This is a genomic window from Tenacibaculum sp. A30 (genome assembly GCF_051200845.1).
Taxonomy (GTDB): domain Bacteria; phylum Bacteroidota; class Bacteroidia; order Flavobacteriales; family Flavobacteriaceae; genus Polaribacter.
This window is the reverse complement of record NZ_CP195160.1, coordinates 763,431-782,469: the sequence shown is the minus strand read 5'-3', so window position 1 is coordinate 782,469 and position 19,039 is coordinate 763,431. Positions and strand designations below refer to the sequence as shown.

General features: G+C 31.9%; 17 protein-coding genes. 6 read left to right on the top strand and 11 right to left on the bottom strand.

Annotation, left to right across the window (positions count from 1 at the left end; genetic code table 11):
- The first annotated feature begins 1 nt into the window (after position 1).
- On the top strand, positions 2 to 2,398 hold the full coding sequence (locus ACR9ES_RS03625) for a YfhO family protein (protein ID WP_435255136.1): 2,397 nt from the start codon (positions 2 to 4) through the stop codon (positions 2,396 to 2,398).
- Positions 2,399 to 2,404: 6 nt separating this feature from the next.
- Here the strand turns inward: ACR9ES_RS03625 and ACR9ES_RS03620 are convergent, their stop codons facing one another.
- Positions 2,405 to 4,093 carry a helix-turn-helix domain-containing protein gene (locus ACR9ES_RS03620; RefSeq protein WP_435255135.1) on the bottom strand — a complete coding sequence of 563 codons (1,689 nt, stop codon included), beginning with the start codon at positions 4,091 to 4,093 and terminating at the stop codon, positions 2,405 to 2,407.
- 308 nt (positions 4,094 to 4,401) lie between these two features.
- Here ACR9ES_RS03620 and ACR9ES_RS03615 point away from each other — a divergent pair, with 308 nt between their 5' ends.
- The 5 genes from ACR9ES_RS03615 to ACR9ES_RS03595 are packed head-to-tail and all read left to right on the top strand — an operon-like array spanning position 4,402 to position 9,969.
- On the top strand, positions 4,402 to 4,929 hold the full coding sequence (locus ACR9ES_RS03615) for a methyltransferase (RefSeq protein ID WP_435255134.1): 528 nt from the start codon (positions 4,402 to 4,404) through the stop codon (positions 4,927 to 4,929).
- Positions 4,926 to 6,098, top strand: coding sequence for a glycosyltransferase family 4 protein (locus ACR9ES_RS03610; protein ID WP_435255133.1), 1,173 nt, complete (start codon positions 4,926 to 4,928; stop codon positions 6,096 to 6,098). Before ACR9ES_RS03615 ends, ACR9ES_RS03610 begins: the two co-directional genes overlap by 4 nt.
- A gap of 1 nt (position 6,099) precedes the next feature.
- The gene (locus ACR9ES_RS03605; RefSeq protein WP_435255132.1) at positions 6,100 to 7,380 is read left to right on the top strand and encodes a glycosyltransferase family 4 protein; all 1,281 of its coding nucleotides are present in this window, start codon (positions 6,100 to 6,102) and stop codon (positions 7,378 to 7,380) included.
- The gene (gene wecB / locus ACR9ES_RS03600) at positions 7,377 to 8,459 is read left to right on the top strand and encodes a non-hydrolyzing UDP-N-acetylglucosamine 2-epimerase (protein ID WP_435255131.1); all 1,083 of its coding nucleotides are present in this window, start codon (positions 7,377 to 7,379) and stop codon (positions 8,457 to 8,459) included. Before ACR9ES_RS03605 ends, wecB begins: the two co-directional genes overlap by 4 nt.
- 4 nt (positions 8,460 to 8,463) lie before the next feature.
- Positions 8,464 to 9,969, top strand: coding sequence for a lipopolysaccharide biosynthesis protein (locus tag ACR9ES_RS03595; protein ID WP_435255130.1), 1,506 nt, complete (start codon positions 8,464 to 8,466; stop codon positions 9,967 to 9,969).
- Between the two features lie 195 nt (positions 9,970 to 10,164).
- Here the strand turns inward: ACR9ES_RS03595 and ACR9ES_RS03590 are convergent, their stop codons facing one another.
- The 10 genes from ACR9ES_RS03590 to ACR9ES_RS03545 form a co-directional block, all read right to left on the bottom strand.
- Positions 10,165 to 10,752 (bottom strand): Crp/Fnr family transcriptional regulator, encoded by a 588-nt coding sequence (locus tag ACR9ES_RS03590; RefSeq protein WP_435255129.1) that lies wholly within the window; start codon positions 10,750 to 10,752, stop codon positions 10,165 to 10,167.
- A 179-nt stretch (positions 10,753 to 10,931) separates the two neighbouring features.
- A complete protein-coding gene (locus tag ACR9ES_RS03585) occupies positions 10,932 to 11,501 on the bottom strand; it encodes a Crp/Fnr family transcriptional regulator (RefSeq protein WP_435255128.1) in 570 nt (189 codons plus the stop codon).
- Positions 11,502 to 11,522: 21 nt separating this feature from the next.
- Positions 11,523 to 12,143: a WbqC family protein gene (locus tag ACR9ES_RS03580; RefSeq protein WP_435255127.1), complete on the bottom strand. Its 621-nt coding sequence runs from the start codon at positions 12,141 to 12,143 to the stop codon at positions 11,523 to 11,525.
- On the bottom strand, positions 12,143 to 13,726 hold the full coding sequence (gene lepB, locus ACR9ES_RS03575) for a signal peptidase I (RefSeq protein WP_435255126.1): 1,584 nt from the start codon (positions 13,724 to 13,726) through the stop codon (positions 12,143 to 12,145). Before lepB ends, ACR9ES_RS03580 begins: the two co-directional genes overlap by 1 nt.
- Before the next feature lie 79 nt (positions 13,727 to 13,805).
- Positions 13,806 to 14,507 (bottom strand): 4-hydroxy-tetrahydrodipicolinate reductase, encoded by a 702-nt coding sequence (gene dapB / locus ACR9ES_RS03570; protein ID WP_435255125.1) that lies wholly within the window; start codon positions 14,505 to 14,507, stop codon positions 13,806 to 13,808.
- Between the two features lies 1 nt (position 14,508).
- A complete protein-coding gene (locus ACR9ES_RS03565) occupies positions 14,509 to 15,087 on the bottom strand; it encodes a DUF5683 domain-containing protein (RefSeq protein WP_435255124.1) in 579 nt (192 codons plus the stop codon).
- The gene (locus ACR9ES_RS03560) at positions 15,088 to 15,975 is read right to left on the bottom strand and encodes a ParB/RepB/Spo0J family partition protein (RefSeq protein WP_435255123.1); all 888 of its coding nucleotides are present in this window, start codon (positions 15,973 to 15,975) and stop codon (positions 15,088 to 15,090) included.
- A 9-nt stretch (positions 15,976 to 15,984) separates the two neighbouring features.
- Complete coding sequence (locus tag ACR9ES_RS03555) at positions 15,985 to 16,749, bottom strand: ParA family protein (RefSeq protein ID WP_435255122.1); 765 nt, start codon at positions 16,747 to 16,749, stop codon at positions 15,985 to 15,987.
- A gap of 132 nt (positions 16,750 to 16,881) precedes the next feature.
- On the bottom strand, positions 16,882 to 18,000 hold the full coding sequence (gene dnaN, locus ACR9ES_RS03550; protein ID WP_274635033.1) for a DNA polymerase III subunit beta: 1,119 nt from the start codon (positions 17,998 to 18,000) through the stop codon (positions 16,882 to 16,884).
- Between the two features lie 84 nt (positions 18,001 to 18,084).
- Complete coding sequence (locus ACR9ES_RS03545) at positions 18,085 to 19,029, bottom strand: lipid A deacylase LpxR family protein (RefSeq protein WP_435255121.1); 945 nt, start codon at positions 19,027 to 19,029, stop codon at positions 18,085 to 18,087.
- Between the last annotated feature and the right edge of the window lie 10 nt (positions 19,030 to 19,039).

Genomic DNA, 19,039 nt, shown 5'->3' with positions numbered 1-19,039 from the left:
CATGAACTTAAAGAAAATTTTACCGTTTGCAATTGCAATTATTGTCTTTGCAATAGCATCGGTGTTGTATTTTAATCCGGTTTTAAGCGGAAAACAAATAAAACAAAGCGACATAACTCAGTTTATAGGAATGTCGAAAAGTGTTAATGAATACAGAGCAGAAAAAGGAGAAGAACCATACTGGTTAGATAATGCTTTTAGTGGAATGCCAGCTTATCAGGTAAGTGCTTATTATCCGAATGATTTTGTGCGATATATTGATAAGGCTTTTCGTTTTTTACCGCGACCTGCCGATTATCTTTTCTTATATTTTTTAAGTTTTTTCATATTATTAACTGCTTTAAAAGTTGATTGGAAACTTGCCATTTTAGGAAGCTTGTCCTTTGGTTTTTCTACCTACTTGATTATTATTTTTGGAGCAGGACATAATGCAAAAGCACATGCCATAGGATATATGCCAATGGTTATTGCAGGGGTTATTTATGTTTTTAGAAAGCGATATTTACTCGGGTTTGTACTCACAGCTTTAGCTATGGCTTTAGAAATATATTCTAATCACCCACAAATGACGTATTATTTAGGGTTTTGTTTGTTGATTTTAGCTATTGTTGAATTTATTGAAGCTTTTAAATCGAGAACATTATCAGTGTTTTTTAAACAATCAGCAATTTTAGTAGCGGCGATGTTAATCGGTATCGGAGCGAATTCAACTAGGTTGATGGCGATGAAAGAATATGCTGATTACAGTACGAGAGGAAAGTCAGAATTAACTATCAATCCTGACGGAAGTCCAAAAGAAAAGTCTTCCGGGTTAGATAAAGAATACATTACTGAATACAGTTACGGAATTGCTGAAACATTCAACTTATTAATTCCTCGATTTACAGGAGGAGGAACTGTTGAAGAGTTAGGAGAAGATTCCAGTTTTTATCAAGTTTTAGAGCAAAATGCAGGTAGAAGTGTAGCAAAAGATTATTCGAGTCAAGCATTAACTTATTGGGGAAAACAACCCATTGTAGAAGCACCTGCGTATATAGGCGCAATTGTCTTTTTCCTATTTTTCTTAGGGATTTTCTTAGTAAAAGGACGTTTAAAATATTGGTTGGTAGCAGCCACCGTATTTTCAATAGTATTGAGCTGGGGAAAGAATTTTCCAGCAGTTACAAACTTTTTTATTGACTATGTTCCGTTGTACAACAAGTTTAGAGCGGTATCATCTATTCAAGTAATTGCAGAGTTGTGCGTTCCGTTGTTAGGGATTTTAGCATTGAAAGAATTTTTCTCGTCAGAGAATTCTTCCGAAGAAAAAGAAAACGCCGTAAAAAAAGCTTTTTATATAGTAGGGGGAATCTCGTTAGTATTCCTATTGTTCGGATCAAGTTTATTTGCTTTTGAAGGATTGCGTGATGCGAATTACCAACAACTCCCAGAATTGATTGATGCTATAATAGCCGATAGAAAATCGATGTTGTTCAACGATAGTTTGCGTTCGTTGCTACTTGTTTTAATGAGTGGAGGAGTGTTGTGGTTTTATTTAAAAGGAAAGTTGCAGCAGGTTCCAGTATTGCTTGTTTTGGGAGGATTGATTTTATTTGATTTGGTGTCGATAGATATTAATTATGTAAATAAAGAAGATTTCATATCGGCAAGAAGAGTAGAAAAACCATTTATTGAGACTAAAGCAGATATTGAAATATTAAAAGACAAAAGTGATTATCGTGTAGCAAATTTTGCTGGGAGTCCGTTACAAGATGGAAGAACTTCATATTTCCATAACTCAATAGGAGGATATCATGCAGCAAAAATGAAACGTTACCAAGAGTTGTTCGATTATCAGATTGCAAGAAATAATATGGAGGTGTTGAATATGTTGAATACCAAGTATTTTATTGTGAATGAGGAGCAATTTCAAGAAAACCCAGAAGTAAATGGAAGTGCTTGGTTTGTAAATTCATTAGAAAAGGTAACTTCAGCCAACGAGGAAATCATTGCCTTAGATAGTTTGAAAACAAAAACGGAAGCTGTAATCAATACTAAGGAGTTTGATTTTAGCGGGGTAGATACATATCAAAAAGATACTACAGCAACTATCAATTTAGTGAAGAAAGACCTTACAGAACTGGTATACGAAACAAACACAAGTTCAGAACAGTTTGCAGTATTTTCTGAAATATATTATAAAGATGGATGGAATGCATATATAGATGGTGAAATCGTTCCGTATTACAGAGTAAATTACGTGTTAAGAGGTATGGAGATTCCTGTAGGAAAACACACTGTAATGTTTAAATACGAGCCAACAGTTATAAAAACAGGAAGTTTATTCTCGTTAATCTGTTATGGGTTGTTAGTTCTTGTACCTATTGGTTGGTTTGTCGTATCAGGCAAAAGAAAATAGCTTTAATTAATCGTCAAGAGTTTTTAAAAATGCAGATGGAGTTACACCAATATGCTTTTTAAAAGCTCTTGTAAAAGCAGAGGCATTGGTGTAGCCTATTTCATCAGCAATGGCTTGAACAGAGTATTTTCTAAAAGTCTTGTCATTCTTTAGTTTTTCTACTACATAATTAATCTTAAGCTTAATACAGTATTGCTTAAACGATTCGTCATGGTATTTGTTAAAGACAAAAGAAACGTACGTATTGTTGGTTTCTAGTTTGTCAGCAATATAGTTAATAGAAAAATCAGGTCTTAAAAAGTCTAGGTTTTTTGTTGCATTTTTAAACTCATTTAAAATCTTATTTTCTAGTTCTTCGTCAATATTGTACTCTTTTTTTTCAGTCTCTACGGGCTTGTCGTTATTTATCATTAAAATAAGTTCTTTCTTTTTCTTTTTTTCTTTTTTTAATAAATAATAAGTAATAATAAAGAAGGTTATTAATAAAACAACAAATGAAATAGTGAGCTTTTTTTGTTTGCTAGCTTCTTTTTCTTTGATTTCCTGATTAAGTAGTTGAGCTTTGTTGAAGTTGTTGTTGTAGAATAAGTTAAAAGTTTTGTCTTTGTTATTTCTAGCCAAATTATATTGCTCTAAAGTGAGTGTAGAGTACTTAAAAGCACTGTCTAATTTATTTAAGTTGTTATACTCCTTTGAAAGAATATCGTAAATAGTGATTAATTTACTTGTTTCACATTTTTTATGGTTTTTTAAAAGTTTATTTGAGTAATAAACAGCCGAGTCAGAACTGTTTAAGTTGTGGAAACAAATAGCTTTTTGAAAATATTCTCTATGAAGGTAATTATAACCGTTATTAATATTTTTATAGTTATTGATAAGGTCAATAGCTTTTTGATATTTATTTTGCTTCATTAACACCTCGGTTTTTCTAAAACTGTAAATAATTTCAGAGTCTTTATGAGGAGGATTAAACATCTTAGCTACTTCATAAGCTTTGTCGTAATAGTAATTTGCAGAGTCTAGAAAAGTTTTATTTGGGTGCTGATTATTTAGCGAAACATAAGTGTTGCCAAGACAATTGTATGAGTTAGCCTTCCAGTGAAGAAAAAATTCTTCTTTTTGAACATTTTTCAAAATAGGGTTTTTAGCCTCTGATAATGACTGAAGCAAAATACTTTTGGCTTTGCTCTGCATATCAAGCTTGTTTTTTATAACGGCTTTGCTAAGAGTCAAGCCGAGTATATTACTAAAGTTGACATCATCTTTAATAGGGTGGTTTACTATTATATCTTCTTTTTGTATAAGAATAGCAAAGGCCTCTTGATATTTTTCTTGATTTTTTTTAATCCAAAAAAGCCTATTTAAAGCGGCTATTTTTCTGTCTAAAAGACAAGTTAGATTTTTGTGATTTAATATAGAGTCAACTTGTTCGATAACTCTGAGGGATATACTTTCAGCTTTATCGTAGTCTTTTTTTCGGTAAAAACCATAAGACTTACCAGTAGAGCCCTCAAGACTTTTACAGATGTTGTTAGATTTTTCTAGTTTTTCACAGTAAAAAAATAAACTATCACTATTAGTGTTTTTATAATAATTGATTTTATCAAGGAAAAATGAATCTAAACTTTTTGTTTGAGAAGCACTGTTTGTGCTGAAAAAAAGAATAATAAATATAGCAATTAAAAGTCTGGTCATTTTATACAAATCAATAAAACATATACTTTCTATAAAAAGCATAGGTTAGAAAACCAAATATAAGATTTTTTAGTTATGCTTTTTATAAAATAGGGTGTATAGTGTTTTTTTTATATCTAAAACAACAATATGTTTGCTGTAGTAAAAAGTACATACAATAACTGTACGGATTGCTATGGAAAATTAAAAAGTTAGAAGCGAAGGAATTACCCTTCGCTTTTATGTTTTTAATTACTGTTACAACGTATTTTTACTTCTATTGCTTAGAATGGTAAAATAATAATACATTTGTTTTTAAAATAAATTTCATGTATTCTACATTACCAAAAAAGAGATACAATCATACACTTGAGTTTTTACAAAAACATCTTCCTGCTCCGGCAACAATATTAGATTTGGGAGTTCGTAATCCTTTTTCTGAAATCATGGAAGAAAACGGATATACAGTATACAATACTAATGGAGAAGATTTAGATGTGTTGCCACAAGTGGTAAAGGAATATAAAGTAGATGCTGTAACGGCTTTTGAAATTTTTGAACATTTGTTAGCTCCTTTTAATGTGTTAAGAGAAATAGAAGCAACAAAAATTATTACCACCGTTCCTTTAAAGTTGTGGTTTACGAGTGCTTATAGAAGTAAAACAGATATGTGGGATAGGCATTACCACGAGTTTGAAGATTGGCAATATGATTGGTTACTAGAAAAATCTGGTTGGAATATTATAGATACACAAAAATGGACAAGTCCTATTAATAAATTGGGAGTGAGACCTATCTTACGAAAATATACGCCTAGATATTACGCTGTTTTTGCTGAAAAAAAGAGTTTGAAATGAGAATAGGAATGATTTTAGACAAAACATTCCCTCCTGATCCAAGAGTGCATAACGAAGCTATTGAATTAATCAAATCAGGGCATGAGGTTTTTTTATTTTGTCTAACGTACTCGAATCAGCCTTTAGAAGAAGTAATAGATGGAATTCAAGTTAAAAGGTATAAGTCAAATACTTTAGAATATAAATTATCAGCTTTGGCGTATACTATTCCGCTATATTCTATTCTAATGAAGAAAAAGATTACTCATTTTCTTGATGAATTTTCTATTGAAGCAGTCCATATACACGATATGGTTGTTGCAGAAGCGGTTTTGAACGCTTGTAAAAAAAAGAAACTTCCTGTAGTGTTAGATTTGCATGAGAACAGACCTCAAATAATGAAGTTTTACCCTCATTTAAAAAAGTTTCCGCAGAATGTATTAATATCTCCAAAAAAGTGGCAACAAAAAGAAGAGGAGCTTGTAAAAAAAGTTGATAACGTAATTGTTGTTACTGAAGAAGCAAAAGAAGAAGTATGCAAGAGGACTAAAATAAACCCTGATAAAGTTGTAGTTGTTCCTAATACGGTTAGAAAATCATTTTTTGGTGAACAAGACAATTTTGAAGAAAACTCTGAAAGAGATACTTTTAATCTACTGTACATAGGAGATACAGGAGAGAGAAGAGGTTTAGCTACGGCAATTAAAAGTTTACCAGCGTTAAAAAAGGAAATAGATAATATTCAATTAGTAATTGTAGGAAGTGTTAATGCAGAATTAAAAAAGTTATCTGAAGAATTAAATGTTGAAGAACAAGTGAGTTTTGAAGGATGGCAGGAAGAAACTACATTTCCTAAATACATAAAACAAAGTGATGTTTGTTTGTCTCCTTTACACAGAAATTTACATCACGATACAACACATGCTAATAAATTATTTCAATACATGAGTTTGAGAAAACCTTTATTGGTAAGTGATGTAACAGCTCAAAAAAACATAGTAGAAAAAGTAAATGCAGGATTGGTACATGAAGCAAAAAATGTAGAGGATTTTACCGATAAAGTATTTAGGTTATACAAAGATGAGTTGTTGAGAAATGAATTAGGAGAAAACGGAGAAGCTTTTATCCGAAATGAATTTACATGGGATAAAACTTCGAAAGGATTGGTGAATTTGTACAATAGCTTATAATTTGAAAGTACTAATCATAACATATTATTGGGTGCCAGCAGGCGGATCGGGAGTGCAACGTTGGTTAAAATTTGTGAAATACTTACGAGATTTTAATATTGAACCTGTAATTTTCACAGTAGACGAAGCAAACTATCCAATTATAGATGCTTCTTTAGAGTTAGACATTCCAGAAGGAATTGAAGTAATAAAGAATCCAATATGGGAGCCTAACAATTTATTTTCAGTTTTTAAGAAAAAAGGAGCGAAAACCAGTGCAGGATTTTTAGATCCAAATCCTAGTTTTTTTGGGAAAGTCATGCAGTATGTTCGAGCGAATTATTTTATTCCTGATGCTCGTAAGTTTTGGATAAAACCTTCTGTGAAAAAACTAAAAAAGTACTTAGAAGAAAATAAAATTGATGCAATTATTACGACAGGTCCTCCACATACTTTACATTTGATAGGATTACAATTGAAAAGAGAATTGGGGGTAAAATGGATTGCAGATTTCCGTGATCCTTGGACAGATATAGATTATTTTCATCAATTACCATTAACCCAAAAATCCAAAGCAAAACATCATCAATTAGAGCAAGAGGTGCTTATAAATGCTGATGTAACTTTAGTAGTGGGTGAAACCATGAAAAAGAATTACGAAAAATTTTCAAACAATATTCACGTTATCACTAATGGCTATGATTCTGAAGAGCAAAAAGAAATGGAAGTGAAGCTTGATGAGAAATTTTCAACTACACATATAGGTTTGATGAATGCTGATAGGAATCCGAAAATAGTTTGGGAGGCATTGTCAGAATTATCTAAAGAAAATGCTGAATTTTCAGAAGATTTAGAAATAAAGTTGATAGGTAACATAGCGAATGAGGTAGAAGAGGAGTTAGCTAAGTATCAATTCAAAAACGTTACTAAAATAGCTTATGTACCGCATAGTGAAGTGCAAAAGCATCAAAAATCATCGCAAATTTTGTTGTTGGCGGTAAATAAAGTTCCGAGTGCAAAAGGAATTATAACAGGCAAAATTTTTGAATATTTACAAGCAAAACGTCCTATCTTAGCAGTTGGTCCTGAAGATGGTGATTTAGCCGAAATTTTAACTAAAACCAATGCAGGAACCATCGTTGATTTTGACGGTAAAGCTAAAATGAAGAAAGAAATCATGCAGCTGTATGTAGATTATAAAAAAGGGAATCTGCAAGTGGCTTCTAAAGATATAACACAATACCATCGAAAAAAATTGACTGAACAATTGTCTATCATACTTAAACAAGTCGTTAATTCTTGAAAAAAATAGTAACCATATTAGGTGCTCGTCCGCAGTTTGTAAAAGGAGCTGTGTTAAGTAGAGTGATTCAAAAACATAAGGAAGTTGAAGAAATAATAGTGCACACAGGCCAGCATTTTGATGCTAATATGAGCGCTGTTTTTTTTGAAGAAATGCAAATTCCGAAACCGAAATACAATCTAAACATCAACGGATTGAATCACGGAGCGATGACTGGGCAAATGTTAGAGAAAATTGAAGAGATTTTATTGATAGAAAAACCAGATGCTGTGGTTGTATATGGCGATACAAACTCTACATTAGCGGGAGCTTTGGCAGCTAAAAAACTACAGGTTAAAGTAGTGCATATTGAAGCCGGTTTACGTTCTTTTAACATGCAAATGCCTGAAGAAGTAAACCGAATTTTAACAGATAGAATAGCAAACTTGTTAAGTTGCCCAACAGAAATTGCTGTATCAAATTTAAAAAACGAAGGTTTTGACGGATTTGATATCCTAGTAGAAAAACACGGTGATATTATGAAAGATGCTGTAGAGTTTTACAGCAAAGTTTCCAAAGAAAAATCTACCATTATAAGTGATTTAAAATTAGCTAAAAACGAATTCGTACTAGCGACAATTCATCGACAAGAGAATACAGATGACAAAGAAAAACTAACGAATGTTTTTTCAGCTTTAGAAGAAATTAACAAAACAAAACAAGTGATACTTCCTTTGCATCCTAGAACAAAAAAAATGTTGGAGAAGTATCATTTACAGCCAAACATCACATTTATTGATCCTGTGGGTTATTTTTCAATGTTAGAATTATTGAAAAATTGTAGCATGGTAATTACAGATAGTGGAGGATTACAAAAAGAGGCTTTCTTCAATAAAAAGTTTTGTGTAATTGCTCGTGAAGAAACCGAATGGAAAGAGCTTGAAGAAAATAGATATGCCACGATCTCAGGTACAAATACTGAAACATTGGTAAACGATTTTAATCAGTTCTTAACTTTGGATAAAAGTTTTACAGAGGAACTCTACGGAAATAATGTGGGAGAGAAGATATATCAATCAATAAAAAAACTAATTCAATAATACTTTGGGAATCGTATTTAAACAATCGTTCAAAAACACGTTAATAATCTATTTAGGGTTTTTAATTGGAGGTATCAATACCGTAGTTTTATATACTCGTTTTTTAGGCGATGAATACTACGGGTTAGCAACCTACGTGTTTTCGGCGTCTAACTTAATCATGCCGATTACAGCCTTTGGTGTTCATTTTACGATTATCAAGTTTTTTTCAAGTTATACTTCAAAATCAGAGCAAGATAAATTTTTAAGCTCTGTAATATTTCTGCCGCTTTTAATCGCTATTCCCATAGGATATTTTTGGGATTACTTTCATAATTGGATTATGCATTATGTTGCTAAAAGTAATTCAAAAGAAAACCTAGTTATTGAAAGCTATACGATTTATATATACATAATAGCGGTTTGTACAGCTTATTTTGAAGTGTTTTACTCATGGGCTAGAGTGCAAATGCAATCTGTCTTCGGAAACGTTTTAAAAGAACTATATAACAGGGTTGCTGTAATGGTAATGCTATTTGCAGTGTTTTTTCAATTCATAACCAAAGAAGAGTTTCTTATTTATATGTCGCTAGCATATGTTTTAAGAACTTTTTTAATGATGATTTACGCATTTCGTTTGTACACACCAACATTTTCTTTTTCGTTACCGGATAACATAAAAGAAGTATTACGCTACACTTTTTATATCATCTTAGCAGGAAGTGCAGGAGCAATTATTTTAGATATTGACAAAGTAATGATTCCAGGTAAGGAGGGCTTTGAAAAAGCAGCTTATTATACCGTTGCCGTTTTTATAGGTTCTTTTATTGAAGCACCAAGTAGGGCAATGGGACAAATATTACAGCCTTTAACTTCTAAGGCACTTAATGAAAATAATCCTGTTGAGACAGAAAACTTATATAAGAAAAGTTCGATTAATCTTTTGTTAATAGGTGGTTTGTTTTATGTGTTAGTAAACTGTAATGTAGAAGAGTTGTTTAGACTTATGCCTAATAAAAATTATGCTGAAGGCGGTGCTTTGGTGGTATTATTAATATCATCAGCTAAGTTATTTTTAATGTCTTTAGGAAGCAACGGAGCAATTATAAGTAATTCTAAATTTTATCGTATTACATTACCAGTAGGAGTAGGAATGGCGTTATCGGTGTACTTTTTAAACGATTATTTTTATAATGGTTTAGGCATGGGAACTGAAGGATTGGCTTTGGCTACTTTAATTACAGTTGTAGTATTTAACACGTTTAAATTGTGGTTTGTTAAAGAGAAGTTTAACATGATGCCATTTACAAGTAAAACATTTTTAATGATCATAGTCATTTTAATTATGTTTTTAGGGTTTAACTTTTGGAACTTCTCAGTGCCTGAGTTTTCTGTTTTAGACTTCCCTATTCACCCGATAGTAAACATATTGCTAAAGAGTATCATTATTATAGCTGTTTACGGATTTGTAGTGGTGAAAATGTCTATTTCAGACCAAATTAATGATCTTGTAAAAAGGTACGTGAAATAATTTACGATTTTTTGTTTGTTAGCTAAGGTGAGTAACAGGTTTATATTGTTGAATTAAAACTGTTTATAAAAGAAAAAAAGACTTACACACACAAGAGGTAAGCCTTTTATTAAGGGGGAACGAAACAAATAATAAGGGGGAATTTGTCTCTGTGTCAAATATAGGGAAAATTAACAATACGATTGTTAACAAATGTTAAGAAAGTTTATTAACAATAAGTTTTTTCTTAATTCTACTAAGCTGTACAGGTGAAATGTTTAAAAAAGATGCAATATATCTTTGTGTAATCAAGTCATCTATATTCGGAATTCTTTCTTTCAAGGCTAAATATCTTTCTGTAGCAGTAAGGCTAGAAATTTTTAAAAGTATGTCTTCTGCTTTTACGTAGGCACTTTCTAATGTTTTAATATAAAACAAACTAAATTCATGATGCTTTAAAGTAAGTTTTATCAATTCATGAAAATTACCTTTATACCCTGTTACCTTTGTTAAAGCTTGGTAATTTACTTCAGACGGAATTTTTTGCATCATTGCAGAATTAGCCCCAGTAATATCACCCGAAGTAAAAAAAGCACGAGTTGTTTCCATACCATTATCATTTAATAAATAGGAACGCATGATTCCTGTTTTTACGATAAAAAAATTACTAGGATGTTCACCCACTTTTGTAAATATTTCATTAGGTTCTAGCTCTGTATAGGTAACTAATGACTCAAAAGTAGTTATTAGGTGATCAGGTAATTTTATATACGAATTAAGAAAATTCTTAACATCATCATTCATAATTAACAAGTTATATGCTGATAATAAGAAAACTAATATACTGAAAAAAAAATAAAGTAAGGATGCGAAAAACAGACCTAATTTTAAGGGGTATTAGGTCTGTTATATTTTAAGGGGTTGTAACTTGTTAATTACACTACAAATGTATGACGGTTTTAAATTTTGAGCATTAACATATGTTAATAAATGGAATTTTTTCTGATTCTACTCAACTGTACTGGAGTAATATTCAAATAAGAAGCAATATGGTATTGATTAATTAAATTATCTATACCAGGGTAATTTTCTTGTAGTTTTTTGTATCTCTGAGTGGCATCTAGCATTTGTAGTTCTAGAATTTTTCCTTCTTCTCTTATATAAACATTTTGCAATATCTTGTAATGAAAAATTGATATTTCATGGTATTGCAACGATAGGTTGTAAAAATCTTTATAGTTAAATTCTAAGACTTCACAATCGGTTAAACACTCGTAAATTAATGTTGAAGGTTCATTTTTTATAAGAGCTCCTAAATTACCAGAAGTACTAATAGGAGTGTATATAGTTTTGGTATGTTCTTTGTTTTTTTCAACACTATAAGAACGTATAACACCAGTTTTTAAAATGTATGCATTCACAGGTGTCTGATTTAATGATACTAACTCGTAGTTTTTAGGGAATTTTTTAATTGTTAAAAGGTTGAAAATTCTTTCTAAACCATCTTCTGATAAAGGATGGAAACTAAGTGCAAATTCTTTAAAAAAGTCCATACGAAGATGTAAATGTTGAGATTATCTCAAATCTACATCAATTTTTTCTAAAAAGCTAATCGTATTTGGCCCTTCCATAAAAAGTAAATCTAAAATGGATAAATCAGGAATAAACCCGTGTTTGTCATCAAAAATTTGAATGTAGGTATCCATTTCTATTTCGATACCTTTTTTTGCAATGGCTAAATCTCTATAATCTGTGCTGTTCGGAGTTAACTCATAACTCGATGTTTTAGCAAAGTTTTGCTCCATTTGTAAAGCATCTGTTACAAATAGATGGGTATCGATGTTTAAGTCTTGTAAAAACGTATATTTTTTATTGAAGATTTTTAATAAATCTTCTTCAAAAAATTCAAAAAAAGGAGAAGAACGATATGCAGATTGTAACGATTTATAGTGTTGTTGTTGCCACGGAAAATCATTTTCTACTAAAGTATCTTTAGTCTTTTTTCTCCCTTCAGTTGCATTGTGTTTTACAGGAATATTTAAAGCCAATTTACCATTAGCTCCATAAATATAACATCGATTACGATAGGTTTGCTTTTGATAATTGTCTTCTAATTCAAAAGTAACTGATTCTGCTTGGTATATCGCTGCGTACTGAGAAATAGGAGCGAAGTAAGTAGGAATAAAAAGTGACATTACGCTTTCTTCTTTTTACTTTTTCTAAAACTATATACAGTGTAACCTCCAATTAATAGTAGTACTAACCATAAATAAGATACAGGTTTACCACTACCTCCAACAGTTGTAAACATTCTATCCCAACGAATAGAGTTTAGTTTTGCAACAAAATTAGGAGCATTAGCATCCCAACTTAACCAAATCATTACAGGTTTTCCTACTACATGGTCAAAAGGTACATAACCCCAGTTTCTCGCATCTAAAGAACGTTGACGGTTGTCACCCATCATCCAGTAATAATCTTGTTTAAAAGTGTAGTTTTTAGCTTTTTTTCCGTTGATATACACATTGTCACCTATAAAAGTAAGGTTGTTGTTTTCGTATCTTCGGATGATTTGCTCGTAAAACGGAATTGTTTTAGCATTTAGCTCTACGGTAACTCCTTTTTTAGGAATGTAGATAGGACCAAAATTATCAGAAGACCAAGCATATCTTGGATCATGAGGAAAAACAGATTCATCATAAAATCCTTTAGGCGTTAAGTATTTTTCAATGCTTTTAACAATAGGGTTTTTGGCAACCAAAGCAGCTTCGTCATCTGTTAAATTTAGATAATACTTGCCATCGTTGGTTGTTCCTCCTTCTCTAATATTGTATCTAGAAAGAGCTCCTTGACTAAATTTTTCTCCGTTGGTGTCAACTATAAAATGCCATTGCGGTTTAGCTCTGTCGGGTAATACAGTTCTTTCTCCATTGATAAAAACATATCCATCACGTACTTCTAGGCTATCACCAGGAATTCCTACAGCACGTTTTACATAGTTTGTACGTTTGTCAATTGGTTTATAGGTAAAATTACCTGAGTTGTCTCCCCACATCGTAGCTAGCGAGTCTGAAGGCCAGCTGAAAACAACAATATCGTTACGCTTAATTTTTTGGAAACCAGGCAAACGCATGTATGGTAATGATAGTTTGTTTAATAAACCATCTTTGTTTTTATCGTCAGATAAAAATGATTTTGTTCCTAATACAGGAATGGTATCATGTGCCATTGGTGCAGCAACAGTAGTCATAGGTACGCGAGCACCGTAATGAAACTTGCTAACAAATAAATAATCACCTACTAACAATGTTTTTTCTAACGAAGAAGTAGGAATAGTGTATGGCTGCATAAAATAAGTATGCACTAAAGTAGCGGCTATAATAGCGAAAGCAATAGAACTTATCCATTCACCTAAAGGAGACCTTGGTTTTAAGCTTCTGTTTTCAATGTATTTTGCATCTGTAAAATAATTGATGTAATAAATATATAAGCCTAAAGTAAGAACAGCTAAAATAGTATCTGGTTTTTTGTTGAAGCCAAAACTTCTACAAGTTTCAATCCATACTATTGGAAACATAAGTAGGTTTACAATAGGAACGAATAATAAAATCACCCACCATTTAGGGCGATTAATAATTTGCATTAGTACTATGGCGTTGTATACAGGTACAGCAGCCTCCCAAGCTTTTTTACCAGCTCGTGTGTATAGCTTCCAAGTACCTAAAAAATGAACAACTTGTATGAATAAGAAGAATAAAAACCATTCAGTAAATGTCATAATCTGTATATTTTGTTTTCCTTTTCAGGAATGTAATTCTAAGCTTATTTGTGCTTTTTAGCTGCTTATTGTTACGGTATTAACCTAAGTTTAACACATCTCTCATGGTGTAAATACCTGTTTTGTTATGTAACCATTCAGCGGCAATAACGGCTCCTAAAGCAAAACCTTGTCGGTTGTGTGCTGTGTGTTTTATGTCAATTGTATCTACTTCAGAACTATAAGTTACAGTGTGAGTACCTGGTACATCTGGAGTTCTAACAGCTGTAATAGGAATATTTTCTTCGGAAGTTTTTTCGTCTAACTCCCAAGCTTTTTTATTGGTGTTTTCAATAATTCCTTCAGCTAAAGTAATAGCAGTACCACTTGGAGCGTCTAATTTTTGTGTGTGATGAATTTCTTCGATAGCAATATTGTATTGCTCAAGCGTACTCATCATCTTAGCCAGTTGCTTATTTAACTCAAAAAAAACATTCACTCCTAAACTAAAGTTTGAAGCATAGATAAAAGCACCACCTTTTTCGTTGCATAAATCAACAATTTCATTGTATTTATCTAACCAGCCAGTAGTTCCTGAAACTACAGGGATGTTATTGTTAATACAGTTGCTGATATTGCTATAAGCAGAAGCAGGTACACTAAAATCAATAGCTACATCAGCTTCGTTAATATCATAAGTGTTTTCTCCTGTAGATTTAATAACGATCTCGTGTCCTCTCTGTAAAGCAATCTTTTCGATTTCTTTACCCATTCTACCATAACCAAGTAAGGCTATTTTCATTTTAAAAAGAATATTTTAGTGTTAAACCAACTTTTGGCGCTTCAATAAATAAGGGGTCTGGAGTTATTACAGGTCTTACAGATAAGCTGTCATCGGTATCAAATTGTAATAAGTGTGCGTTTACACTGGCTTCTACAATTTGCAAAACGTATAAAAGTACCCCAGTTAATAATGATAAGTCTCTGTTTTTACGTAAGGTTTTTTGAGCAGATTCTAATCCAGCTGTTGAAATAAATGGATTTCCGTCCTTACCATTGAATTCATCAGATAACCCTTGACTTCTAAGTTTAAAAGCTGTTCTGTATCGATCGTATTGATCGCTATTGTCTAAATAAAAATAGACACTTGTACCCATAGCAGCCCAAACTATTGGAGCTTTCCAATATTTTTTATTGTATATCTGTCCACCTCCTGGAAAAATAGCAGAATAAAATGCTGCTTTAGATGGAGAAAGTGGGTTGTATTTGTCGCTTGATAACTGAAGTTGTTTAGCTCTTACAGCAATAGAATCTTTTTGAGCAAAAGTATTTTGAAACAAAAAAAGACTAAAAAAAGCGAATATGATTACACGTATGTTCAATTACTTTAATAAGTTTTTAATACGGTTAAAGTCTTCTTCTGAGTGAAAAGGAATAGATATTTTTCCTTTACCACGATTGTTAACAGTTACATCAATTTTATGCCCGAAATAATCGCTGATATCTTTTACACTATCAGAAATATAATTAGGTAAAACTTTCTTTTTAGCGGCTTTAGCAACAGTACCCGCTTTTAAGTTTTTAACCAATTCTTCAGTTTGACGAACAGATAGTTTGTCGCGAACAATTTTTTCGTAAATATTTAACTGATCTGTAGTGCTATCAACATTAATCAATGCACGACCATGACCCATTGAAATAAATCCGTCACGCATTCCTGTTTGAATAATCGGATCTAACTTTAATAAACGTAAGTAGTTGGTAACTGTTGAACGTTTTTTTCCTACACGTGTACTCAACTCTTCTTGTGTTAATTGAATTTCATCAATTAAACGTTGATACGAAAGAGCAACTTCAATAGGGTCTAAGTTTTTACGTTGGATGTTTTCTACCAACGCCATTTCTAACATTTCCTGATCGTTGGCTAAACGAATGTATGCAGGAACTGTTTTATTTCCAATAAGTTTAGAGGCTCTAAAACGACGCTCTCCTGAAACTAACTGGAACTTATCGCTCGATAATTTACGAACAGTAATAGGTTGAATTACCCCTAATTCTTTAATAGAACTAGCTAATTCACGCAAAGCTTCTTCATCAAAATAAGTTCTAGGTTGGTATGGGTTTACTTCAATCGAGTTGATGTCGATTTCAATAATATTTCCAACTAATTTATCTGCGTTTTTATCTTCTGCTGAATTTACTTCCGCAGTTTCTTTTAATAAAGCGGATAAACCTCTACCTAAAGCTTGTTTTTTCGTTGCTTTTGCCATGTATCTTTATTATGCGTTTTTAGTTAAAATTTCGTTCGCCAAATTTAAGTAATTTACGGCACCTTTAGAGGTTGCATCGTATGAAATTATACTTTCTCCGTAACTAGGTGCTTCACTTAAACGGGTATTTCGGTGGACTATTGTTTCAAAAACCATAGAGCTGAAGTGTTTACGAACTTCATCAACTACTTGATTAGACAAACGTAAACGAGAATCGAACATAGTTAATAACAAACCTTCAATTTCTAAATCAGGATTGTGAATTTTTTGAACGCTTTTAATGGTGTTTAATAATTTACCTAAACCTTCTAAAGCAAAATATTCACACTGAATAGGAATTACAACAGAATCTGCCGCTACAAGTGAGTTTAAGGTAATTAAACCTAAAGAAGGAGCACAATCTATTAAAATATAATCGTAATCATCTTTAATATCTTCTAAGGCTTTTTTAAGCATGTATTCACGCTCTTGCTTGTCAACTAATTCAATTTCAATAGCTACTAAATCAATATGAGCAGGAATTAAATCGACGTTAGGAGATTCTGTTTTTAAAATTGTGTCTTTTGCCGGAATTGTATGTTCTAAAACTTGATACGTTCCAATTTCTACACTTTCAACATCTATACCTAAACCAGAAGTAGCATTTGCTTGGGGATCAGCATCAATTAATAATACTTTTTTTTCTAAAACACCTAAAGCCGCAGCTAAGTTTACAGATGTAGTAGTTTTACCTACGCCACCTTTTTGATTTGCAATTGCAATAATTCTACCCATTATTATTTATAAAGTTTGAAAGAGGTAAATTTACAATTATTTATCGTTTTTGAAAGTGAAAGGTGTTATAAAAAACAAAAAAGCCACAGGTGTTGATACTGTGGCTTTTATAATATTGTGAGTTGGTTTTTTCTACCCGTTTAACATTACCGGCATCACTAACATAGTAACTTGTTCACCTTCTTCAGTACCGTCAATTGGAGTTAAAATTCCTGCTCTATTAGGTAAACTCATTTCTATTAAAACATCGTTAGAGTTTAAGTTGTTTAACATTTCGCTTAAAAAACGAGAGTTAAACCCGATTTGCATATCATCTCCTTGGTAATCACAATGTAAACGCTCATCAGCTTTGTTTGAGTAGTCTAAATCTTCCGCAGAAATATTTAGCTCAGTTCCTGCCATTTTTAAACGAATTTGATGTGTTGTTTTACTAGAGAAAATAGAAACACGACGAACAGAGTTTAAGAAAGAAGCTCTGTCAACTGTTAATTTATTAGGATTCTCTTTTGGAATTACAGCTTCGTAATTAGGATATTTCCCGTCAATTAAACGACAGATCAATACTACGTTGTCAAAAGTGAACTTAGCATTGGTGTCATTATATTCAATAGTAACATTATTTTCAGAACCTCCTAAAATCCCTTTTAATAAGTTTAAAGGTTTTTTAGGCATAATGAATTCTGCTGATTTTTCAGCGGTAATGTCTGTACGTGTATATTTTACTAATTTATGAGCATCTGTAGCTACAAATGTTAATTCTTTAGAGTTGAACTGGAAAAATACACCGCTCATTACAGGACGTAAATCATCATTTCCTGCCGCAAAAATAGTTTTAGAAATAGCAGTTGCTAAAATATGTGATGGAATTTCAGTACTGCTTGGTGAAGGTAATTCCACAGCTTTAGGGAATTCGTCTCCACTAAAATAAGCCATGTCATACTTACCTTGCTCAGAAATAATTTCAATAGTACTATCGCTTTCTACTTTAAAAGTAAGTGGTTGCTCAGGAAATGTTTTTAAAGTATCTAACAATAAACGAGCGTTAATAGCAATGGCTCCAGTATCTGTACTTTCAACATCAATAACTGAAGACATGGTTGTTTCAAGATCAGATGCAGATACTTTTAATTCGTTTTCAGATAGTTCAAATAAAAAATTATCTAAAATTGGTAATGTGTTATTGCTGTTTATAACTCCTCCTAAAACTTGTAGCTGTTTTAATAACTGTGAGCTAGATACGATAAATTTCATTGAATAGTTTTTCTATTTATTAGACTTACAAATATATTTTAATTATATGATTATAAAAATTATTTTTTTAACCAGATATTAACCTTAGTTAAACTGATAATTTAACTGAATAGTTCCGTAAAAATTCCCTTTTGGAACTCGAGCGCTTTTCAGTTTTTTGGTGTGATAATTCATAGCATATCCAAAATTAAAACGGTTGCTGGTAAAACGTATTCCAAATTCGGTAGTGAATACAAAAGGTTGAATGTCAAAAGTAACAGGGCTTCCATGAGCTAAAAAACTTCCTTCTATGGTTGCGTCATACGCTGCATAACGAATCATAGGATTGATGTATAAAAAAACTTCCGCGTTGTTATGAAATTGGGTGTTTTGGTTGTTTAAATTCCCGTTAAAAGCAATAGAATTTAAAATGCTTTCTAAAGGTTTAAAGCCAATACGAGTGTACAAACCGGTTGATAAATCGGTGTAAACAGTGCCAATTCTGGCGGTATTCTTCCAGTTAAGATCAAAAAAGTTGTCTTTAGCTAGTTTTTTAATGTATTCTGTTTTTAAGTTAAGGGCAAAAGCGTCTTTTATTTGATATTTCCAACCAGTAGCTTTTTTAAATCCGTAAATATCATGGATAAAATCTTGCAGTTCTTCACTAAAAGCAGAAGAGCCAATACTACCAACCTGTACAGATGTTTTTAGTATTGATTCTTTTTTGAAGAAATAATTAATGCCAAAGCTTCCGTAGAGATACCCAGCAAAAGGTCGGTCGTGTTCTTCTACAGTTTCAACAATGGCCTTAAAAGGTGTATACATGTGGTGTCCAAGCTGAATTTCGTAGCTTTTTTTTTCAATATTTTGAAATTGTTTTTCACTAAGATAACGATACGTTAAAAATACACCGTTTGTATAGTATCTGTCATAGTAAGTTGAAGTGTATAAGTCGTTGTCGTTTAAGAAACTGAACTCTTTAGCGTATTTTCGTTGCGAGAAGATAGTAAGTGAAAATAAGATGAATAAAAGTGCTATGTTTTTTTTCATAGCTGTAAAT

What these genes read in the sequence shown, in the direction of transcription:
- ACR9ES_RS03625 (WP_435255136.1), top strand. Translation starts at nt 2, where the DNA reads ATGAACTTAAAGAAAATTTTACCGTTTGCAATTGCAATTATTGTCTTT.
- ACR9ES_RS03620 (WP_435255135.1), bottom strand. Translation starts at nt 4,093, where the DNA reads ATGACCAGACTTTTAATTGCTATATTTATTATTCTTTTTTTCAGCACA.
- ACR9ES_RS03615 (WP_435255134.1), top strand. Translation starts at nt 4,402, where the DNA reads ATGTATTCTACATTACCAAAAAAGAGATACAATCATACACTTGAGTTT.
- ACR9ES_RS03610 (WP_435255133.1), top strand. Translation starts at nt 4,926, where the DNA reads ATGAGAATAGGAATGATTTTAGACAAAACATTCCCTCCTGATCCAAGA.
- ACR9ES_RS03590 (WP_435255129.1), bottom strand. Translation starts at nt 10,752, where the DNA reads ATGAATGATGATGTTAAGAATTTTCTTAATTCGTATATAAAATTACCT.
- ACR9ES_RS03585 (WP_435255128.1), bottom strand. Translation starts at nt 11,501, where the DNA reads ATGGACTTTTTTAAAGAATTTGCACTTAGTTTCCATCCTTTATCAGAA.
- ACR9ES_RS03580 (WP_435255127.1), bottom strand. Translation starts at nt 12,143, where the DNA reads ATGTCACTTTTTATTCCTACTTACTTCGCTCCTATTTCTCAGTACGCA.
- lepB (WP_435255126.1), bottom strand. Translation starts at nt 13,726, where the DNA reads ATGACATTTACTGAATGGTTTTTATTCTTCTTATTCATACAAGTTGTT.
- dapB (WP_435255125.1), bottom strand. Translation starts at nt 14,507, where the DNA reads ATGAAAATAGCCTTACTTGGTTATGGTAGAATGGGTAAAGAAATCGAA.
- ACR9ES_RS03560 (WP_435255123.1), bottom strand. Translation starts at nt 15,975, where the DNA reads ATGGCAAAAGCAACGAAAAAACAAGCTTTAGGTAGAGGTTTATCCGCT.
- ACR9ES_RS03555 (WP_435255122.1), bottom strand. Translation starts at nt 16,749, where the DNA reads ATGGGTAGAATTATTGCAATTGCAAATCAAAAAGGTGGCGTAGGTAAA.
- dnaN (WP_274635033.1), bottom strand. Translation starts at nt 18,000, where the DNA reads ATGAAATTTATCGTATCTAGCTCACAGTTATTAAAACAGCTACAAGTT.
- ACR9ES_RS03545 (WP_435255121.1), bottom strand. Translation starts at nt 19,029, where the DNA reads ATGAAAAAAAACATAGCACTTTTATTCATCTTATTTTCACTTACTATC.